The sequence below is a fragment of the Megasphaera sp. DISK 18 genome, assembly GCF_001682955.1.
GTDB classification, from domain to species: domain Bacteria; phylum Bacillota; class Negativicutes; order Veillonellales; family Megasphaeraceae; genus Megasphaera; species Megasphaera massiliensis.
Map to the genome: position 1 here is coordinate 1 of NZ_LUGJ01000064.1, position 16,867 is coordinate 16,867.

Sequence of the window (16,867 nt, forward strand, 5' to 3'; positions counted from 1 at the left end):
GTGCCGGTGGGGGCTGGGGGATTCAGGCAATTTTACTGCCATTGGCTACTAATTTGAACTGCAGGCCTAAGACTTTGGCAGCTCGCTTACACATGAGCATGCGCTGCATGAAGATTTCAAAGTAATCCATGAGCGAGCAGATCGATTCGTCGAGTTCGATTTCCAAGCGGATGACGTTCTTGTGGCGGTCGATGTGGAGCTTGGACGAAAGGGCGGCATAATTGACGCGGTCGTGCTTGTCGAAGGTTTCGGGAACCTTGTTGCGCACGCGGTTGCGGCGGACGTCGCTCTTATCGGCCAGGATAAGGGCTGCCGAAATGGGGTCAAAGGCCACGCCGCTGTGCTCGTCATGCTGGCCAATGGCCGAAATGATGGCGGCAATATCTTCCGGCGGAGCGCCCCAGTCGCGGAGGAACTGGAAGGCCATGAGAGCCCCCGTATGGGCGTGATCGACGCGGTTGATGCTGTTGCCGATGTCGTGCATATAGCCGGCGATCCGGGCCAATTCGACGGTATGTTCGTCGTATCCCAATTTCTTCAAGATGCGTCCGGCCGTGACGGCGACTTTGGCCGTGTGTTTCTGAGAGTGGTCAGTATAACCGAGGGCGTCGAGGACTTTGTTGCCCTGTTCCAAATAAATACTCAGTTCTTTGGCATGGGTGATATTTTCATAGGTCAGTTTTTTCATGCAATCCTTCCTTTGCTCTTTCTTGTCTTATCTTTTAGCATACCAAAGGACTGTATATATTGCGTAAAACTTTGATAAAAAGTCAGCCTTATTTTAAAAGGATATGTTTTTTAGCATTTCCCTTTGTGAAGCCCTGTCGTCGGGAGTATAATAAAGGTATATTTGAAAGGGGGATTTTATATGAACGAAGTTATGAAAGCACTCTTGGAACGGCGCACCATCCGTCAGTATGAAGACAAATCAGTTCCTGCCGAAATGATTGAACAGATCGTCGAAGCCGGCCTCTATGCACCGTCCAGCATGGGCAAGCAGAATTCAAAGATCGTCGTCATCACCAACAAAGAACTGATCCATGAATTGTCCGTCGTCAACAACGAAATCGGCGGTTGGCCAGAAGGCAACGATCCCTTCTACGGAGCTCCCGTCGTCCTCCTGGTCCTGGGCTATACAGGACTCGGCAAACAAACATACGACGGCAGCGTCATCATGGAAAATCTCATGTTGGCCGCTCATTCCCTGGGCCTTGGCAGCTGCTGGGTCCATCGGGCGAAAGAAGAAATGACGACACCGGTCGGAAAGAAAATCCTCGACAAAATCGGTCTCTCAGCAGATGAATGGGAAGGCATCGGTAACTGCATCGTCGGCTATCCCAAAGGAGAAGCCCCGAAACCGGCTGCTCGGAAAGAAAACCGAGTCTACCATATCGACTAGAAAAGGCATTGCGAGTATCCCTAACATACAAAAAGGAAAGCGACAATATCATCGCTTTCCTTTTTGTACGTTAATGATTGCGTTTGCAACGTTAATCGTGCTGATTATTTCAGCTCATTAATCTTAATTTGTAACTGAAAAAAAACGCATACCTGACGGTACACGACCTTCTTCAAAGTATAAAAGATCGAGGAGATCCGACGCACCACCATCGGACTATCTCTGTTTTTTATTCTACCATAGTTTCTCAAAAAAAGAAAGCAACAGGAAAATCCCTTGCGAAAGCGCCGATATGCCTTAGTGGGAATAACGAAATCTGCAAAGCTTGAAGTTATGCGCTGTATTTGTTACACTAGAATACATGAGATAGTTCGATGTATTCGGTTTTCCTCACGAAAGTGAGGTGATCAGCATGAGTGTCTATGAGGCATTGTCGTTAATGATTGCGTTTGCAACATTAATCGTGCTGGTTATTTCAGCTCATTAATATTAATTTTTAACTGAAAAAAACCGCATACCAAGCGGTACACGGCCTTCTTCAAAGTACAAAACATAGAGGAGAGCCGATGTGCGCCCATCGGACTATCTCTGTTTTTATTCTACCATAGTTTCTCGAAAAAAGGAAGTAATAGGCAGGCCCCTTCCGGATTACGAAAAAGGCCTGTCTCGCAAGTCCCCGTAGAGATCCCGGCACTCTCGTGTTTCAATATAAGCGATAAACCTATGAATGTCAAGTTGGCAGGGGGCTGACTCTTGAGGACAAGGGAAACCATGAACAGGTTTCGTATTATCAAGCGTCAAAAAGACGGCTGAATATGCCATTTCATGTCAGAAAAGGGGTATAATATATATAGCAAGTAAATTACATATAGTTTTTATTTTTTATAGCATTAGGCATGTATATTATTCTATATTGACCAGGGAGTAATAATCAACACGCAAACCATTCGAAACGATTGCGGGGTTAAGGAAGTAACTCTCTGTGTAACTTCAAAAATCAGAAATAATAGAGCTATGGGGGCAAGCAATATGGACTTAAATTTTTTTATGACCTACTATATCATGTTTCCGCTAATAATTTTATGGCTTGTCAAATCATTTATATTAAAAAAATTCTTAACTAAAAAAGAAATTGTCATAACTAGGTATGCCCCGCCTAAGTTTTTTTTATTTGCTAACATCCTTTTCATATTTGCATTACTATATTCTATTTATGTAAATATATATGCATTTTCATTAGAAATAATGAAAACTTCTTTAAATCTTTTATCAGGGGCTTTCTTATTATGGTTTTCAGTTATAGTCTATGCTAGATGTAAGTTTTTTAGAATTCATAATCAAAAAAGAGACGCTTATATTGATGTTTTTCTTTTTCTTATATTAATATTGATAATATACATATAGTATTGCTGTTAGACTCAGATTAGGACTGCTTTTTATCCCATTCTATTTCTTCTTATATAATCATTGTTTTATTCTCCCTTATTTTGAAGGCTTAATTTTCCGATAATATTTAATTATCGGAAAATCTAGGAATCATCGATATAAACGAACTTCTTGCCGCCATCATTTCCGCCCATATTTTATAAAATGGCATCGAGCTTTTTCATGGCTTCTTTATTGCGTTTATCCGTAATCGTATCGTAGATGTTGGCCGTCGTGGCAATGGAGGAATGGCCCAGGCGTTTGGAGACGTAGTCGAGTTCGATGTTATTTTCCAGCATCATCGTGGCGTGGGTATGCCGGAAGGAATGGAAGCTGCCGTTGTTGAATTCTTTTTTGCACCACATGTTAAAGTAGCGCATGTCGTTGCTGGTCATGGATCGGCCGTCCTGACGGGTGCAGACGAAGTCATTGTCCCGATAGTCGCTGCCGTAGAGGCGGCGATTTTTGGCTTGTTGAGCTTTATGGCGGACGAGGGCCTTGTATAAGGTCTCATTAAAAGGAATAGTCCGAAGAGAGGATTTCGTTTTCGGCGTCGCCTTGCAGACCGGCGTTCCCGTCTTGTCATATAAGGTACTGTCGACGGAAATAGTGCGGTTTTCCATATCGATATGGGACCACTGCAAGGCCAGACATTCGCCGACGCGAAGGCCCGTGCAGTAAGCAATCATGCAGGGAGCATAATATTTATGCCCTAAAGGGAAGGTCTGAAAGATATGGGCGATTTGGTAGCGCGAGAAGATGAAAGGCTTTTTCCGGGGAATGTCGAACTTCGGCATCTTGACGTTGGCCATGGGATTGGCCTCGATATACTGGCGGTTCGATACGGCCCAGCGCATGCCGTCGTTAAAGACCGTGAAAATCGTCTTGACCGTCGACCGGGAATAGCCTTTCTGTTTCAGCATATTGAGCCAGTCCTGAATCTCTGCCGTCGTCAATTCGCTCAGCTCGTAACCGCCAAAACGGGCACCGATATGCCATTTGATGACGCCCTTATAAGCGTCGTAGGTATTGGGGCCTAAATTGATTTCGACGTCTTTTTCCAGCCATTCTAAAAAGAAAGGCATGACTTCCATCACAGGTTCCGCATCGTGTTCCGGATCATCGAGGGCTGCCATGGCCTGGCGATAGGCTTTAGCGGCTTGGGCGTACGTCGTACCTCCGACTCGTTCGACTCGTTTGCGGCCCATGCCGTCTGCTGCCGGATATTCGATTGTATAATACCATTTCTTGCCGCGCTTACGAAGATACACGTCGCACCTCCTCCTTTATTCGTATTGTACAATAATAATCGGGGATATGCAACAAATGTTCCCGTCCTATTTGCCCGTATAAGGAAAGATAGACGTACGGCACATATAATCCTGTCGAAAAATCACGAAAAAGGCTTAAAAAGGGAAATAGGCCTATTTAATTAAATATAGAGTGATTATAGAACAATCGTTCTCTGAATCGCTCACAGACCTCGCTAAACATATGTTCTAAATACAAAAAGTGCCGGATGTAGTACAATACATATTGAAACCATCGCTCCCAGGGGAGCAGAAAGGCCGATTTATGCCACCTTTGATTACGACCTATACGGGAAAGCATTTTGACATCACGAATATGGATCCCGAAACCATTTCCATCGAAGACATGGCTCACGCCTTGTCCCTCATCTGCCGCGGCAACGGTCATGTGAAGACCTTTTATTCCGTCGGCCAACACTGCCTGCAATGCGCCTATGAAGTGGAAGCCCGCAGCGGCTCACCGCGTCTCATCGTGGCCGCGCTCTTACATGACGGCACCGAGTGCTACATGTCCGACGTACCTCGGCCGTTAAAAGCCGTCATGCCCGGCTATTCTGAGACGGAAAAAGCCTTGTTAAACCTTATCTATGAAAAATACCTCGGCAGTCCCTTGACGGACGAAGAAACAAGATTCCTCAAAAGCATCGACGACGACTTCCTGTGGTACGACCTGACTTACTTGCTGGATGACAGACCCGACAGGACAGCGCCAACGGTCCGCGTCATGCCGGACTACACCTTCCGGCCCTTTGCCGACGTCGAGAAAGACTACCTGGCCTTGTTCCGCCGCTATGCACAAAAAATCTCGAAAGGAGAATAAAACCCTATGAACATACAAATCTTCGGCACGACCAAATGCTTCGATACCAAAAAAGCCCTGCGCTACTTCAAAGAACGGAAAATCCCCGTCCAATTCGTCAACCTGAAAGAAAAAGGACTGAGTAAGGGCGAATATAATAAAGTCAAACAAGCCGTCGGCGGCCTCGATGCCATGCTCGACACAAACTGTAAGGACAAAGATACCTTGGCCTTAATCCAATACGCCGTAGACAGCGAAAAAGACGCCAAAATCCTAGAAAACCAGCAAGTCCTAAAAACTCCTATCGTAAGAAACGGCGCCAAGGCCACCGTAGGCTACGTGCCGGACGTTTGGAAAACCTGGGACTGATAATCCTGCCGGTTGACGATAGGAATATAATCCCCAAAACACAGCTAAAGCCCCAACAGCGAGATAGGCGCTATTGGGGCTTTATTGTCGTAACATTTAGGCTCTCGATTTTGTTTAGTATCTTTTGGGGCGATGGGGGTGTTCTTTATCATGACAATTTCTGCAAATAACCTCTAAATTTTCTGGACGATTGTCATACTTATTTCGGTTTTTATGATGAACTTCAATAAATTTCTTTTGTTCATATGATTCAGCTCGGAAGTGGCACCGTTCGCATTCCCATCCACGGTTTTCTTTTATAGATCGAGATAGGACGGGCCAATTTACGGCATATGACTCATCGGATAACAATCGACTCATAAAAGTGTCCAATGATTGAAAACGGAATCCAGTTTTTATCCTTTTCTTTACTTCGGACATGTAGTATCGCTGAATATCAAAATTCATACGGTGATATCCTTGATAATCTAAATATAATTCATCATAGCAAAATTTGCACAATTGAAGATGCATGATTTTATCTGAATAATCCCCATCAGGATCCTTAATTCTTACATGGAATAAGCCGTCATGTCTCGTTGTCATGATATACCGGCTTTCATAGTTTCTAACAAATGAACATGGATAGATATGAAATCTGTTCTGATATTTTCCCGGTTCTGGATCAATTCCATAGGACTCTTTTCTTAGCACCTTAGGATAGGCAAAATAAGGGAGACCGTTAGAGGTATGAAAAGAATTTCTTAATTCTTCATCAGTTAAGTCATCGAAAGAAAAATCTTCCAAAACCTTTATCGATTCTGGTTCATGAATATATTGGGGAAGAGGAGAAAGACTGACTGGTATTTTTTCAATAGAGGACGGCTTAGATTCCCCAATAATAGTATATAATTGGTTCAATTGGGTTATTAATTTGGGTTTCCTTGGTTTTCTGCTCATAATATATTTTCCTCAATCGCTTTTACCGTTGCCTCATCGTTGACAACCACCTTGAATTCAATTCTTCTCGATGCATCGAAGTCTTCAGAGCCATCTTCTTTTTTTATAATCTGACTCGATGAAAGGCCGTTTGCTGTTAATTTTTCTTTAATCAATGAATGATAGGGAACAAGTTCAGGCAGTGAAAGTGCGAATTGTATGATGGCACGCGTGCGATTTTGTGATAATTCCATGTTTTTAATGTAGGCATCATTCGCAGTGACTAATTGTCCGTTATTGTTTGCAAACCATTCTGTCGAGGTATGGCCTTCAATTCGAATTTCTTTTATTTTATCCGGGTCTTTTTCATAAATATCACTGATAGATTTTATATATTTAGGAAGAAAGACCTGTAACGTTGCCCGAAATTCAGGTGTTAATTCTGACGATCCCACGAGGAAGCGACCGTCGCCTTTATCAAAAGAAGCAGCCCCAATATTATTTTCTTGATCTAAGTTATATCTTTTTATTTCTTCCGCTGAAAAATTCTGTTTTATACTTTCTTGCAGTTCTCTTCGTACTTCATTAGAGGCTCCGGTAATCTTTTTTATCTCATCCTGGGCCTCCGACAGTCCTTGATTCATGAGTATTGCAATAAACAGAAACAGAACGAGTAAGCCCGACATTAAATCGGTATTTGAAATCCAAATAGAGGTTTCATCATTTTCACGCTTTCGCATTCGTTATCACGACCTTCATCTCATTTTCAGCGGCTATTAGTTCTTTTTATTATTCAAATCTTTTTGCAGATTTTTAATCAAAACATCCATCGATGAAATATCTTTTACATACCGATCACGAGCGCTGCGCAGCACATCGGATACAATGGAGATGCAATCCGAAAGATTCCGACTCATCATGTCGTTATATTTCTTTTGAGCATCTAACATTTGATTGTTATATCCGGAATTTAAAGCTGTCAGGTGTTCAACGATTAATCCATATTCTTTTACGATGGCATCGTGTCCATTTTTTATGATTTTATCCTGCGTTGAAGCATCTTGTGAAACCAACTTAAGCTGTGCGGAATACTCTTTTATGGCATCCGATTGTTCCTGAATGCTTTCACGAAGGTTCTTCATATGGATATCTAACGAGTTCATCGTTGATGTAATAGAATTACTCATAGTGGATACCGCAGTCAATGACTTCGTAATATTATTTTCTATGTCGGCTGAAATATCTTGGTTCATTTGCTGCAAGACATCTTGTATCGATTTAAATGCTTCAATATTTTCCAAGAGACTTTCTTCAATGTCGTTATATTTTTCAGTAAGAGGTGCAAATTTGTTTGCAATATCCTCTGTGTTTTGGTATAGGGTAGTTAGCGACGCATTCGTTTTTTCTATCGGTTCCTTCAACTCTAAGATGGATTGATTAATAACCTCTACCGCAATATTGGTAGATTCTAATTTCGTATTTAATGTCGAGACAGTAGTTTGCGTGCTTTTTAAAGTGCTGTCAATTTGACTCATCGAATCTTCCATAGCGCTTAATGTAACGGAAAAGGTATCCATCATCGTATCATGCATCTTCTTATGATCTTGGAAAATCTGATTCATAATGGTCTGATTTGATTTTTGCGTTTCTACGATCATTTGTTTAAAGGACTTAATCGTACTGCTCAGTACTTCATTATTTTTCTTTACCAATACTTCTCCGGCATTATTCATCGCTTCGGTTAAAGTTTTCTCAAGGAGTGTATTTTGATTTTCTAGTAATTTACTTTGGTCTTTAGTAAAAAGATTATTCCGACCTATCGATGAATCAATACTTTTTAATTGGGTGTAGGAATCAGCGATATCACTTTTAATATCGGATAGTTTCTTATAAAAGTCGATTTCATCAAGAGAGGAGGAAGTATCGACATTTTTTCTCTTTTCCTGAAAAAACGTATCTGCTTCTTTTTTTAAATAATTTTTAGCAGCAATCGAATAGGCTAAGCCGATAATAGACGTAATAAAGGCTAATTTCAAGCCACTTAATAACATGGTAATAGCATTTTCTTGTCCAGCATCGTAAGAAAAGAGAATGGCAGCGACACCGACAAAAGTATAAAAGGTCCCTTGGGCCACCATCAGCGTAGGGTAGATGCTATCATAGTTCTTCTTTTTTACATCTTCTTCCATCAATTTCCAATACTTTCGACATTGATGTATTGAAAAACCAATAGGTGCAATCCCTATAACCAATTTTATAATATTTTTAACAATGCCAATATAATGGCCAATGTTATTTGGGGCCGGATACCAAGACGTGCCCACTAACGTAAAAAAGAATACCAGACAGGCTGTGACGAATAAAAATTTGGCACCATATTCTTTTTTTACTAATTTATCACCCCGATGGATAATCACATAACATATAAGAAAAAAGCCCACAAATGAAAATATAACTTTGGCCCAAGCATACCCGTCTGTCTCAGGCGGCGCATAAGCAAAAAATTCTAAGATAGCATGAAACAAGGGAACCACTCCTTTTACAATTTATATAACCCTATATTTTATTGTACTAATATAATGAATTTATTTCAATAATATGTACGTATATTATTTATTAAATATAATTTGATACAAATTTCCAATACTCGTAAAAAGAAGATAGGATTCCACAGCAAATACACACCAGGGACTCTATCTTCATGAGGGATAATTTTTGTGTTCTCAATATTATTATCAATTAAATAGGGAGTAAAACGACATATCTTGAAATCGGCAGCTCCATTCAAGTTTTTTCGTGATATCGTGCGATATCAGCCGGTTTATACCATAACAGCCATCCATGACAAGCCATAAATTGCCGTATACGGCTCAATACGGATTTAACAAGATCGGATTCAATCCATAGATTCATATGAGCCATATACGGATATCTGAATCAGCTTGGACAGCTCTATATATAGACCTATATAAGCCCGTATAGATTCATAAGGATGACGCCATATCCGGTACAAGTCATAAGGAGGTAAAACCACGAGGGAGAATCCGAGAAGCCACTGAGAGAAAAAGAGTTGTGCATGGTACATAATGTACTGATTAACATAAAATCGGACCTTAGAACCGAGCCCGGGACGGGGGTAGGAAAAAGCACGTCATTACTTCCGATAACGTTAAATTATCGTAAGTTATTTTAAAATAAAAAATCAGGCCATTTCAACCACATCTCATACGCCGCATACCTAAGCCATTTATCTTGCACTCAGCAATATTTCTTATCCGTTTTCACTACCAATATAACTTCCCATATCATCTCCTTTTTTGATATCAATGGCGGCAAAATATCGGCAAAAAAAACCATGAACTTACACAGACTTTTCTGCATAAGTTCATGGTTTTATATTTCAGTAATTTCAGTAGTTACAAACTCCGAATTGATGATCTGGAATCTATTCTTCTTTTCTGACCTTGGGTTTCATACCCCAAACGACGGCATTCATGATAATGACAATCAGCAGCACGACTGCCATGGCTACCCAGAATCCCATATTGATTCCCAGCCATTCGCCTCTTCCAAAAATATCGATCCAAAGTCCTTCCCAATCCAATATCATGAGTCACACCTCCTAGAGCAGCTCGCCGTAATGGCGGACGTATGCTTTTTTGACACTCGTTGCCAAGACCATGTACAGCAGAATGCATGGAATCAGATAGGCAAAGTAAATGAGCGGCAAATCGGTAAAGCCAAGGGCCGGTCCCAGCGGTGAAAACGGAATGGCCGTCAGGACGGCGATACCGGTCAATGTAAAGAACATGACCGGAGCCGATGCATGGCTCTGGATGAACGGGAGTTTTGGCGTCCGGATCATGTGAATGACCAGGGTCTGGCTCCACATGGATTCGACGAACCACCCGGCCTGGAACATGCCGATATACTGAATCTGCATTCTCGTAAGTTCGGCTCCGCTGTAATACGTGGGCAGATCGTTAAATAAGATGCCGTTTGAAACAAACATCGGGCAAAAGATAAAATACATGAAGGCGTAGGTCGTAAAGTCAAAGATGGAACTCGTCGGCCCAAGCCACATCATGAAACTGCCGACACTGGAGGCATCCCATTTCCGCGGGACGGTGATGAATTCTTCATCGACGTTATCCCAGGGAATGGCCGTGCAGGACAAATCATAAATCAGGTTCAGCAAGATCAGCTGAAGGCTCATCATCGGCAGGAACGGCAGCAGCGCCGAAGCTGCCAGTACGGAAAACATGTTGCCGAAGTTAGACGACGCCGTCATCTTGATGTACTTAATCATGTTGGCATAGGTCTTGCGGCCTTCAATGATGCCGTCATCGAGTACCATCAGATCTTTTTCCAGTAAAATGATGTCGGCCGATTCCTTGGCAACATCGACAGCCGTGTCGACGGATATGCCGATATCGGCGGCCTTCATGGCAGCAGCATCATTGATGCCGTCCCCCATGTAACCGACGGTGTGGCCGTTTTCCCGAAGGACGGAAACGACACGCGATTTCTGATCCGGCGTCAGCTTGGCAAAGACATCCGTCGTTTCGGCGGCCTTGGCCAAATCGGCATCGGTCATACGATCGAGATCAGATCCGAGGAGCATGTTGCGCACTTCCATACCGACCTGTTTGCAGATCGTACGGGTTACCTTATCATTATCACCGGTCAGGATTTTGGTATGAACACCATGGGCTTTCAAGGCACCAATGGCATCGGCCGTCGATTCTTTCGGCGGATCCAGGAAGGCCAGATAGCCAATCAAGACCATGTCGCATTCGTCTTTGACGCCGAAGGCACCAACCGGTGACGGATTGCTTTTCTGGGCCACGGCAAGGACGCGGAAGCCCTTGTCATTCAAATTATCGACCGTATCCAAAATACGCTGGCGCAGTGCGTCTGTGAGGGGCTGTACGCTGCCGTCACAATCAGCAAAGGAGCAGATGGAGAGCATTTCTTCGACGGCCCCCTTGGTTACCATCTGCGTCTTGCCGTTCTTATTCTTGACCACCGTCGTCAGTCGGCGGCGGGCGAAGTCAAATGGGATTTCATCGACCTTGACGTAATTTTCCGAGAGGTCGACCAGTTTCGGATCCTGGGCTTCTTCCTCTTCCGTCCGGTGAATGACGGCCAGGTCCATGAGGTTTTTATATCCCGTTTGGAAATAACTGTTCAAATAGGCATGACGCAAGACCCGCGTATCTTCTTCGCCATTGACATTGAGGTGATATTCCAGGACGACCTTGTCCTGAGTCAGTGTCCCCGTCTTGTCCGTGCAGAGGATGTCGATGGCGCCAAAGTTCTGGATGGAGTTCAGATTTTTGACGATGGTCTGCTTCTGACTCATGGAAACGGCCCCTTTAGCCAAGCAGGTCGTTACAATCATGGGCAGCATTTCCGGCGTCAGGCCGACAGCAATGGAAATACCGAATAAGAAGGCATCCAGCCAGTCATCTTTGGTAATCCCGTTAATGAAGAATACCAAGGGCACCATGACAACCATGAACCGGATCAGGACCCAGGAAACAGCATTGACCCCTCTGGTAAAACTGGTTTCCACGGCTTCGCCGGCAAGGGCCGAGGCCATGGATCCAAACAGAGTCTGATCGCCGGTGCTGATGACCACCGCCGTCGCACTGCCGGAAATGACGTTACTGCCCATAAAGGCAATGTTCGTATATTCCGTGACAGAATCTTTTTTGGCACTGACATTTCCCGTCTTTTCAATCGGTTCACTTTCACCGGTCAGGCTGGACTGGCTGACAAACAAGTCCTTGGCCGTCAGCATGCGAACGTCGGCAGGAATCATGTCGCCGGCCGATAAATGAACGATGTCACCGACAACCAGTTCATCTAAGGGAATCTCGATTCTTTCCTGCCCTTCACGGGTGACCGTACAAGTCGTCGTAATCATGGAAAGCAGTTTTTCTGCCGCATTCCCACTTCTCGATTCCTGGATAAAACGAAGGGTCCCGGAAATGAGGACCATGACGACGATGACGATGACCGTTACCGGATTGAAATCGTCAGGCGTGCTGCCCCACATCGAAAAAAGCGGGAACACGATGTCGGTCATGGTCGAAACGATGGCCAGGAAAAAGAGAATGGCCGTAAAGGGATTAATAAAGGCTTCGGCCAGGCGTGTGGCCAGAGATTTCTGTTTTTCACGGGTGACTTTATTGGAACCGTACTTATCCCGATTTACCGATACGGTTTCTTCATCCAGCCCGTGAAGGGTCGCATGCAGACTCTTCAAAAGATCTTCGATGGGATTGGTCGCTGCATGTTCGATGCGCTGATTCAATTTTTCACGGAGGGCCGTCTGCTGGGCTGTCAGGCGGACGGCTTTGCGATTTTCTTTCTTTTCCATTTTCCTGCCTCCTCATCTTCCATTATTTTTGATACCGATGACTTTTTTCAATATATAGCAGATCCAATGCCGCGACAATAAACCATACAACCATAGTGATAGTAAACCAAGAGCCCGTAAAGTCGGCCCACAGACCGTTTAGAAGGAAAATAAGTCCGCTTAAAGTAATGATGGCCCCGACATTATGGCAAAGGGGTACAATATCGATCTTTTCCTTTTCTTCCTCAGGCATGTTTTTCCAGTTTGACAGGCGAATATGTATCTTCCCACAGGCAAACAGGAAACCGGCAATCGTAAAAACGACGCCTAAAACAATACTCGTGACATGCATGGTTCTTCTCCCTTCATTGACAAAATTCCTCAAGTTAATGGTCACAGTCGATTGGATCATGAATTCGGATACAGAAGAGACAAAACGAAGACCTCACGTATGATACATTCAATACAAAAATACCAACAAGAGTTCTCCGCAGGTCCATTCTATCATATCCAAAAAACATTTTAAACACCCTATGCTATTTCAATGCAGCTAAAAATCAGACACCATGGACAACAAAAAAATACCCACCGGCAAATTGATGAATAGCTCCGATTGCACCTATTTTCAGGACCTATTTTGCCACAAAAAAATGCCCCCTAAAGTTAGTTTTTGAGTCCAACTTTAAGAGGGCGATTCATTACAAGGCATTTTTCTAGTATGATTTAGTTCTTAGGCATCCGAAATATCCGCTAAGGAAGTAAACGGTATCCCTGCCTCTTTTTCAGCACGGCTTAACTTTTCTGCCATTCCGGGAACGCCGTACAGATGCAAGGTTTCCATCAACGAATCATAGTCGGATTTGCTCAAAATAACGACATCGTCGATTGAATCCTTACCGGCAACCATAACGGGAATGCTCCTTTCATTGACTTCTTGGGCAATCTTAAAGAAGTCCTTCCTTGCGTCCCGCTGGCTAATAATTTTCACCACAATCACCCCTATGATTACATGATCGTCTATATATAGGCCTAATAAAGAGAACCCTATTTACAGGATCATAATACGAAGAAGAACGTATCGATTCTAAAGGCTTTTTTAGTGACCTTCATTTCAAATGGTACTCTTTCATTAATTTCTCAAGATAGGCAAAATCATCCAAAGCTCTATCAATATCTGACTCCCTCCCATCTTTTTCTAATTTTTTGATTAATTCGCTGCCTAATTTCATTCCCATTTGGAATCCTTTTTGTTCTCTGTAATAAAGAGCTGATGCTATATCTCGCCTTGTTTTTTCATCCCAATCGTCTAGATTCAACTCATAGTCTGTAGAAAATTGCTTTTCATACCCCATGGCTTCTTTGGTGTCAGAATTACTCATAAAGAAATTCTCCTTTCTCTCATTGCGATATTGTAAGAAATATATCTATAACGTATAGAAATCATCTGTAAAATTGGGAATATTCCTGCCATATACATGGCCGTAATGGCTGCCGTTGCCATAAAATTTTTCATGATACACCAAATAGAAAGCCATTTCTCCTGCAGGCATGACGACACTGGTTGTTGCCATGGATCCCTCCGGATCGATATATTGCCAATTCGAATTGCCGCCTTGGTCATAATACATTTCTCTCAAGTCGGTATTATAAAAGAACCGTTTCGGTAAAACCTTGGTAATCTTCGTCGAGCCTTTAAAAACATCGGGCACTAAATAAACTGTTACCGCAATGATATGCTGCGGCGGTTCATTTTTCTCTACCCGTATCGAGCTTATGTCCAAATACGTGCCATACCCCTTACGAACTTCAACACAGATAATATTCTTATCTCCGCCAAGGAACCGGGGAATCCCGGCAAAATACCCCTGTGTACCGAACGGAGGAACTTTAGTGGCGAAAGCCGTGCCTCCTGTGAAAAACATGCAGCAAAAACAGACCAGCAATAAGATGATTTTCTTCATTATTCCCTACACCCGCCTTTTCACGCATCATCTGATAACCTACTTAAATAACCCATTAAAACTTTTATTTCCCTCAAAGAATTCATTCAACTGATTTCCCCAAGTGACACAATGAGCTTTGTAGTAGTCCCAGGCTACACCGAGCAGCTCAAGGGCTCTATCCGTCGTAACCCCGGAAGCAAACCAATCATAGAGGAATTGTGCAATATAAATATCGACACCAATGACAATCGGCAACAGCAGATAAAAGTACTGATTTCGCCTGAATACAAAGCGATGGGCAGAAAACAGTAGGCACAACGCTAACAGTGGAATCACGAAAAACAGGACCACCAAAAGCAAGTGAATAGCAATCATCATCACAAGCAACGTAATGGCATTTTCAAATAACGTCGACAATTTAATATAGGCAATCACAACGCCTAATACCACACCTACCAACAAGCCGGTACCGGCGATCGTCCCTAAGAATTTTCCGATCCATTCTTTGAATTCGATGGCAGGATAGCTCAAATAATAGTAGATAAAGCCGCCTATATTCCATAAGGTATATGCAGCAACACCCAAATTAATGAGATTCAAAATGCCGCCGAAAAAGTAATTGAAGGCCATATTTAAGATACCGATGATGATTTCATCCTTTTGCCCTAAATAATTGACAATCACATAATCAAGGGCAAAGTCCCACAACCAGTTCAAAAAACAGGCGCCAACAATAAGAGCCGCATTTATTAATAATTCATGAAGAAACTCCTTAGTCTCCCTCCACATCATCAGCACTCCTTCGGTCAATAGTGCACGGTTCTTTCAATATGGAAAGTGAATATCTCACATCTTGATTAGAAATAGCTTTTCAGCCGGAATTATGTCATCCAGCTGCAGTTCATTATCCACTCGTTCATAATCAGCTTTTGCGTTTTGGTAACCGGACTCCACAGCAGAGCCCAACCAGGCCAAGGCATCCAATTTAGACGGCTCAACGCCTTCTCCATAGATGTACATCATTCCTAATCGATACATGGAATAGGCACCTCCTTTTGCAGCCGCCAATTTATAATACTGGAAAGCTTTTTTATAATCTGCCTCTGGAAGGCCGATTCCTTCATAATACATATCCGCCAGCTTGCGAAATACTTTGGCCTTACCCGTTTTAGCAGCCCGCTTAAAGTATCGATAGGCATCACGCCACTGTTCTTGGAGATAAGCCTCGTTACCCAAAACCCACGGATCCGTACTGCGGACCGCTTCTTCCTGCATTTCCTTCGGAGAAGGATCAACAGGATTTTCAATAAGGGGAACCGTTTCTGCTTTCATTTCTTCCGGCACTGAAACGACCGGAGATTGTGCGGTTGTACCTGCTTTCAGAGAGATGGGCTCCTTCTGTATCGCTGCGTCTTCTTGCATTACCGCTTCATTGACCATCATTTGTGCCGGTGAAAAAGCTGAGATGGGCATACTTGTACTTTCTTTCGGAGAAACACCTTCGTTCAGTGATGCTGCACCGTCTTGAGTGGTCGATTCATTGGCGATATCTCTCGCCAGTAACATAGCTGGAGTTTGTACAGGTTTACTCATTTTCGCTAAAAGTAAGTTTCTCAGCTTTTTAGCTCTTTTTTGAGCTCCCGGTTCATTGACAGCTGCCCCTTGTTCATATCATTCCAAGGCCTTCGGCAAATTTTTCTTCGTTCCCAGTCCATGCTCATATAAGTTTCCTACAGCGACAGCTCCATACTGTCTCCCCATACGAAAAGAATCCATATACCATTTTCTGGCTTGAATATAATCTTTTGCAACTCCGGTTCCCGACTCATAATATTGGGCAACTTGGAACATCGAGCGGATATGATGACGCTGGGCGTTTTTTAAAGTACGTTCAAACAAATCCCTATCAGCCTCATAAACAGTGGCTCTTTCAATCAAATCATAGCCGGGATAATATTTTTCCACATTCTCAGGGCTTTTATCCTCCGTATAATCCGAACACTGAGATGTGCTGATACATTCCCCATTTCCAAATCCACATTTGTTTTGACTGCCACGACCATAATGCAGACACTTACGCTTATCTCTGCGCTTTTCACCTTCTTTTAATCGAACTATATCAACCGTAGAATTTGTTCCCTGTTTGTATCCAGATGACCCCTTCTTACCCAACGATTATCGCCACCGTTCCTGAACGCATAAAAAGTGTATTATATATTACAAATTCGACACAAAAGAGAAAATTCCTGCTAACAAAAAACAGGACTTCAATAAATTGAAGCCCTGCTCGTCTTATTCAATAAGATTGTAGAGATAATATTCTAGATGTGTCTTACC

At 43.0% G+C, this 16,867-nt stretch carries 18 protein-coding genes; 4 read left to right on the top strand and 14 right to left on the bottom strand.

What is annotated here, in order from left to right; all coding sequences use genetic code 11:
• Positions 1-22 precede the first annotated feature (22 nt).
• A complete protein-coding gene (locus A0U42_RS11155; RefSeq protein ID WP_062412403.1) occupies positions 23-688 on the bottom strand; it encodes an HD domain-containing protein in 666 nt (221 codons plus the stop codon).
• Positions 689-868: 180 nt separating this feature from the next.
• Between A0U42_RS11155 and A0U42_RS11160 the strand changes: the two genes are divergently transcribed.
• A complete protein-coding gene (locus A0U42_RS11160) occupies positions 869-1,399 on the top strand; it encodes a nitroreductase (protein ID WP_065361040.1) in 531 nt (176 codons plus the stop codon).
• Positions 1,400-1,838: 439 nt separating this feature from the next.
• Entirely contained in the window at positions 1,839-1,886 is a 48-nt protein-coding gene (locus A0U42_RS11910; protein WP_353867035.1) for a hypothetical protein, read from the top strand.
• A gap of 1,096 nt (positions 1,887-2,982) precedes the next feature.
• Here A0U42_RS11910 and A0U42_RS11170 read toward each other — a convergent pair.
• Entirely contained in the window at positions 2,983-4,095 is a 1,113-nt protein-coding gene (locus A0U42_RS11170; protein ID WP_065361042.1) for a site-specific integrase, read from the bottom strand.
• A gap of 304 nt (positions 4,096-4,399) precedes the next feature.
• On the opposite strand from A0U42_RS11170, the gene A0U42_RS11175 reads away from it, so the two are divergent.
• On the top strand, positions 4,400-4,954 hold the full coding sequence (locus A0U42_RS11175; RefSeq protein WP_065361043.1) for a hypothetical protein: 555 nt from the start codon (positions 4,400-4,402) through the stop codon (positions 4,952-4,954).
• A 6-nt stretch (positions 4,955-4,960) separates the two neighbouring features.
• Positions 4,961-5,302 carry an arsenate reductase family protein gene (locus tag A0U42_RS11180; protein ID WP_065361044.1) on the top strand — a complete coding sequence of 114 codons (342 nt, stop codon included), beginning with the start codon at positions 4,961-4,963 and terminating at the stop codon, positions 5,300-5,302.
• A 114-nt stretch (positions 5,303-5,416) separates the two neighbouring features.
• Here A0U42_RS11180 and A0U42_RS11185 read toward each other — a convergent pair whose 3' ends face one another.
• The 12 genes from A0U42_RS11185 to A0U42_RS11235 all read right to left on the bottom strand — a co-directional run bounded on the left by A0U42_RS11185 (position 5,417) and on the right by A0U42_RS11235 (position 16,702).
• Complete coding sequence (locus A0U42_RS11185) at positions 5,417-6,241, bottom strand: HNH endonuclease (RefSeq protein ID WP_065361045.1); 825 nt, start codon at positions 6,239-6,241, stop codon at positions 5,417-5,419.
• The gene (locus tag A0U42_RS11190; protein WP_065361046.1) at positions 6,238-6,960 is read right to left on the bottom strand and encodes an OmpA family protein; all 723 of its coding nucleotides are present in this window, start codon (positions 6,958-6,960) and stop codon (positions 6,238-6,240) included. Before A0U42_RS11190 ends, A0U42_RS11185 begins: the two co-directional genes overlap by 4 nt.
• Positions 6,961-6,996: 36 nt before the next feature.
• On the bottom strand, positions 6,997-8,745 hold the full coding sequence (locus A0U42_RS11195; RefSeq protein WP_065361047.1) for a hypothetical protein: 1,749 nt from the start codon (positions 8,743-8,745) through the stop codon (positions 6,997-6,999).
• A gap of 920 nt (positions 8,746-9,665) precedes the next feature.
• Positions 9,666-9,830 (bottom strand): hypothetical protein, encoded by a 165-nt coding sequence (locus A0U42_RS11690; RefSeq protein WP_176698871.1) that lies wholly within the window; start codon positions 9,828-9,830, stop codon positions 9,666-9,668.
• Between the two features lie 12 nt (positions 9,831-9,842).
• Positions 9,843-12,608 (bottom strand): magnesium-translocating P-type ATPase, encoded by a 2,766-nt coding sequence (gene mgtA, locus A0U42_RS11200; RefSeq protein WP_065361048.1) that lies wholly within the window; start codon positions 12,606-12,608, stop codon positions 9,843-9,845.
• A 22-nt stretch (positions 12,609-12,630) separates the two neighbouring features.
• The gene (locus A0U42_RS11205) at positions 12,631-12,939 is read right to left on the bottom strand and encodes a DUF3784 domain-containing protein (RefSeq protein ID WP_065361049.1); all 309 of its coding nucleotides are present in this window, start codon (positions 12,937-12,939) and stop codon (positions 12,631-12,633) included.
• 378 nt (positions 12,940-13,317) lie between these two features.
• Positions 13,318-13,578, bottom strand: a complete 261-nt coding sequence (locus tag A0U42_RS11210; protein WP_176698872.1) for a type II toxin-antitoxin system Phd/YefM family antitoxin — start codon at positions 13,576-13,578, stop codon at positions 13,318-13,320.
• Positions 13,579-13,693: 115 nt separating this feature from the next.
• A complete protein-coding gene (locus A0U42_RS11215; protein WP_065361050.1) occupies positions 13,694-13,966 on the bottom strand; it encodes a hypothetical protein in 273 nt (90 codons plus the stop codon).
• Positions 13,967-14,011: 45 nt separating this feature from the next.
• Entirely contained in the window at positions 14,012-14,548 is a 537-nt protein-coding gene (locus A0U42_RS11220) for a hypothetical protein (protein ID WP_065361051.1), read from the bottom strand.
• A 39-nt stretch (positions 14,549-14,587) separates the two neighbouring features.
• Positions 14,588-15,322: a hypothetical protein gene (locus A0U42_RS11225; protein WP_141669527.1), complete on the bottom strand. Its 735-nt coding sequence runs from the start codon at positions 15,320-15,322 to the stop codon at positions 14,588-14,590.
• Positions 15,323-15,376: 54 nt separating this feature from the next.
• Positions 15,377-16,123, bottom strand: a complete 747-nt coding sequence (locus A0U42_RS11230; RefSeq protein WP_083122560.1) for a tetratricopeptide repeat protein — start codon at positions 16,121-16,123, stop codon at positions 15,377-15,379.
• Between the two features lie 78 nt (positions 16,124-16,201).
• On the bottom strand, positions 16,202-16,702 hold the full coding sequence (locus A0U42_RS11235; protein WP_065361054.1) for a tetratricopeptide repeat protein: 501 nt from the start codon (positions 16,700-16,702) through the stop codon (positions 16,202-16,204).
• Positions 16,703-16,867: the final 165 nt, after the last annotated feature.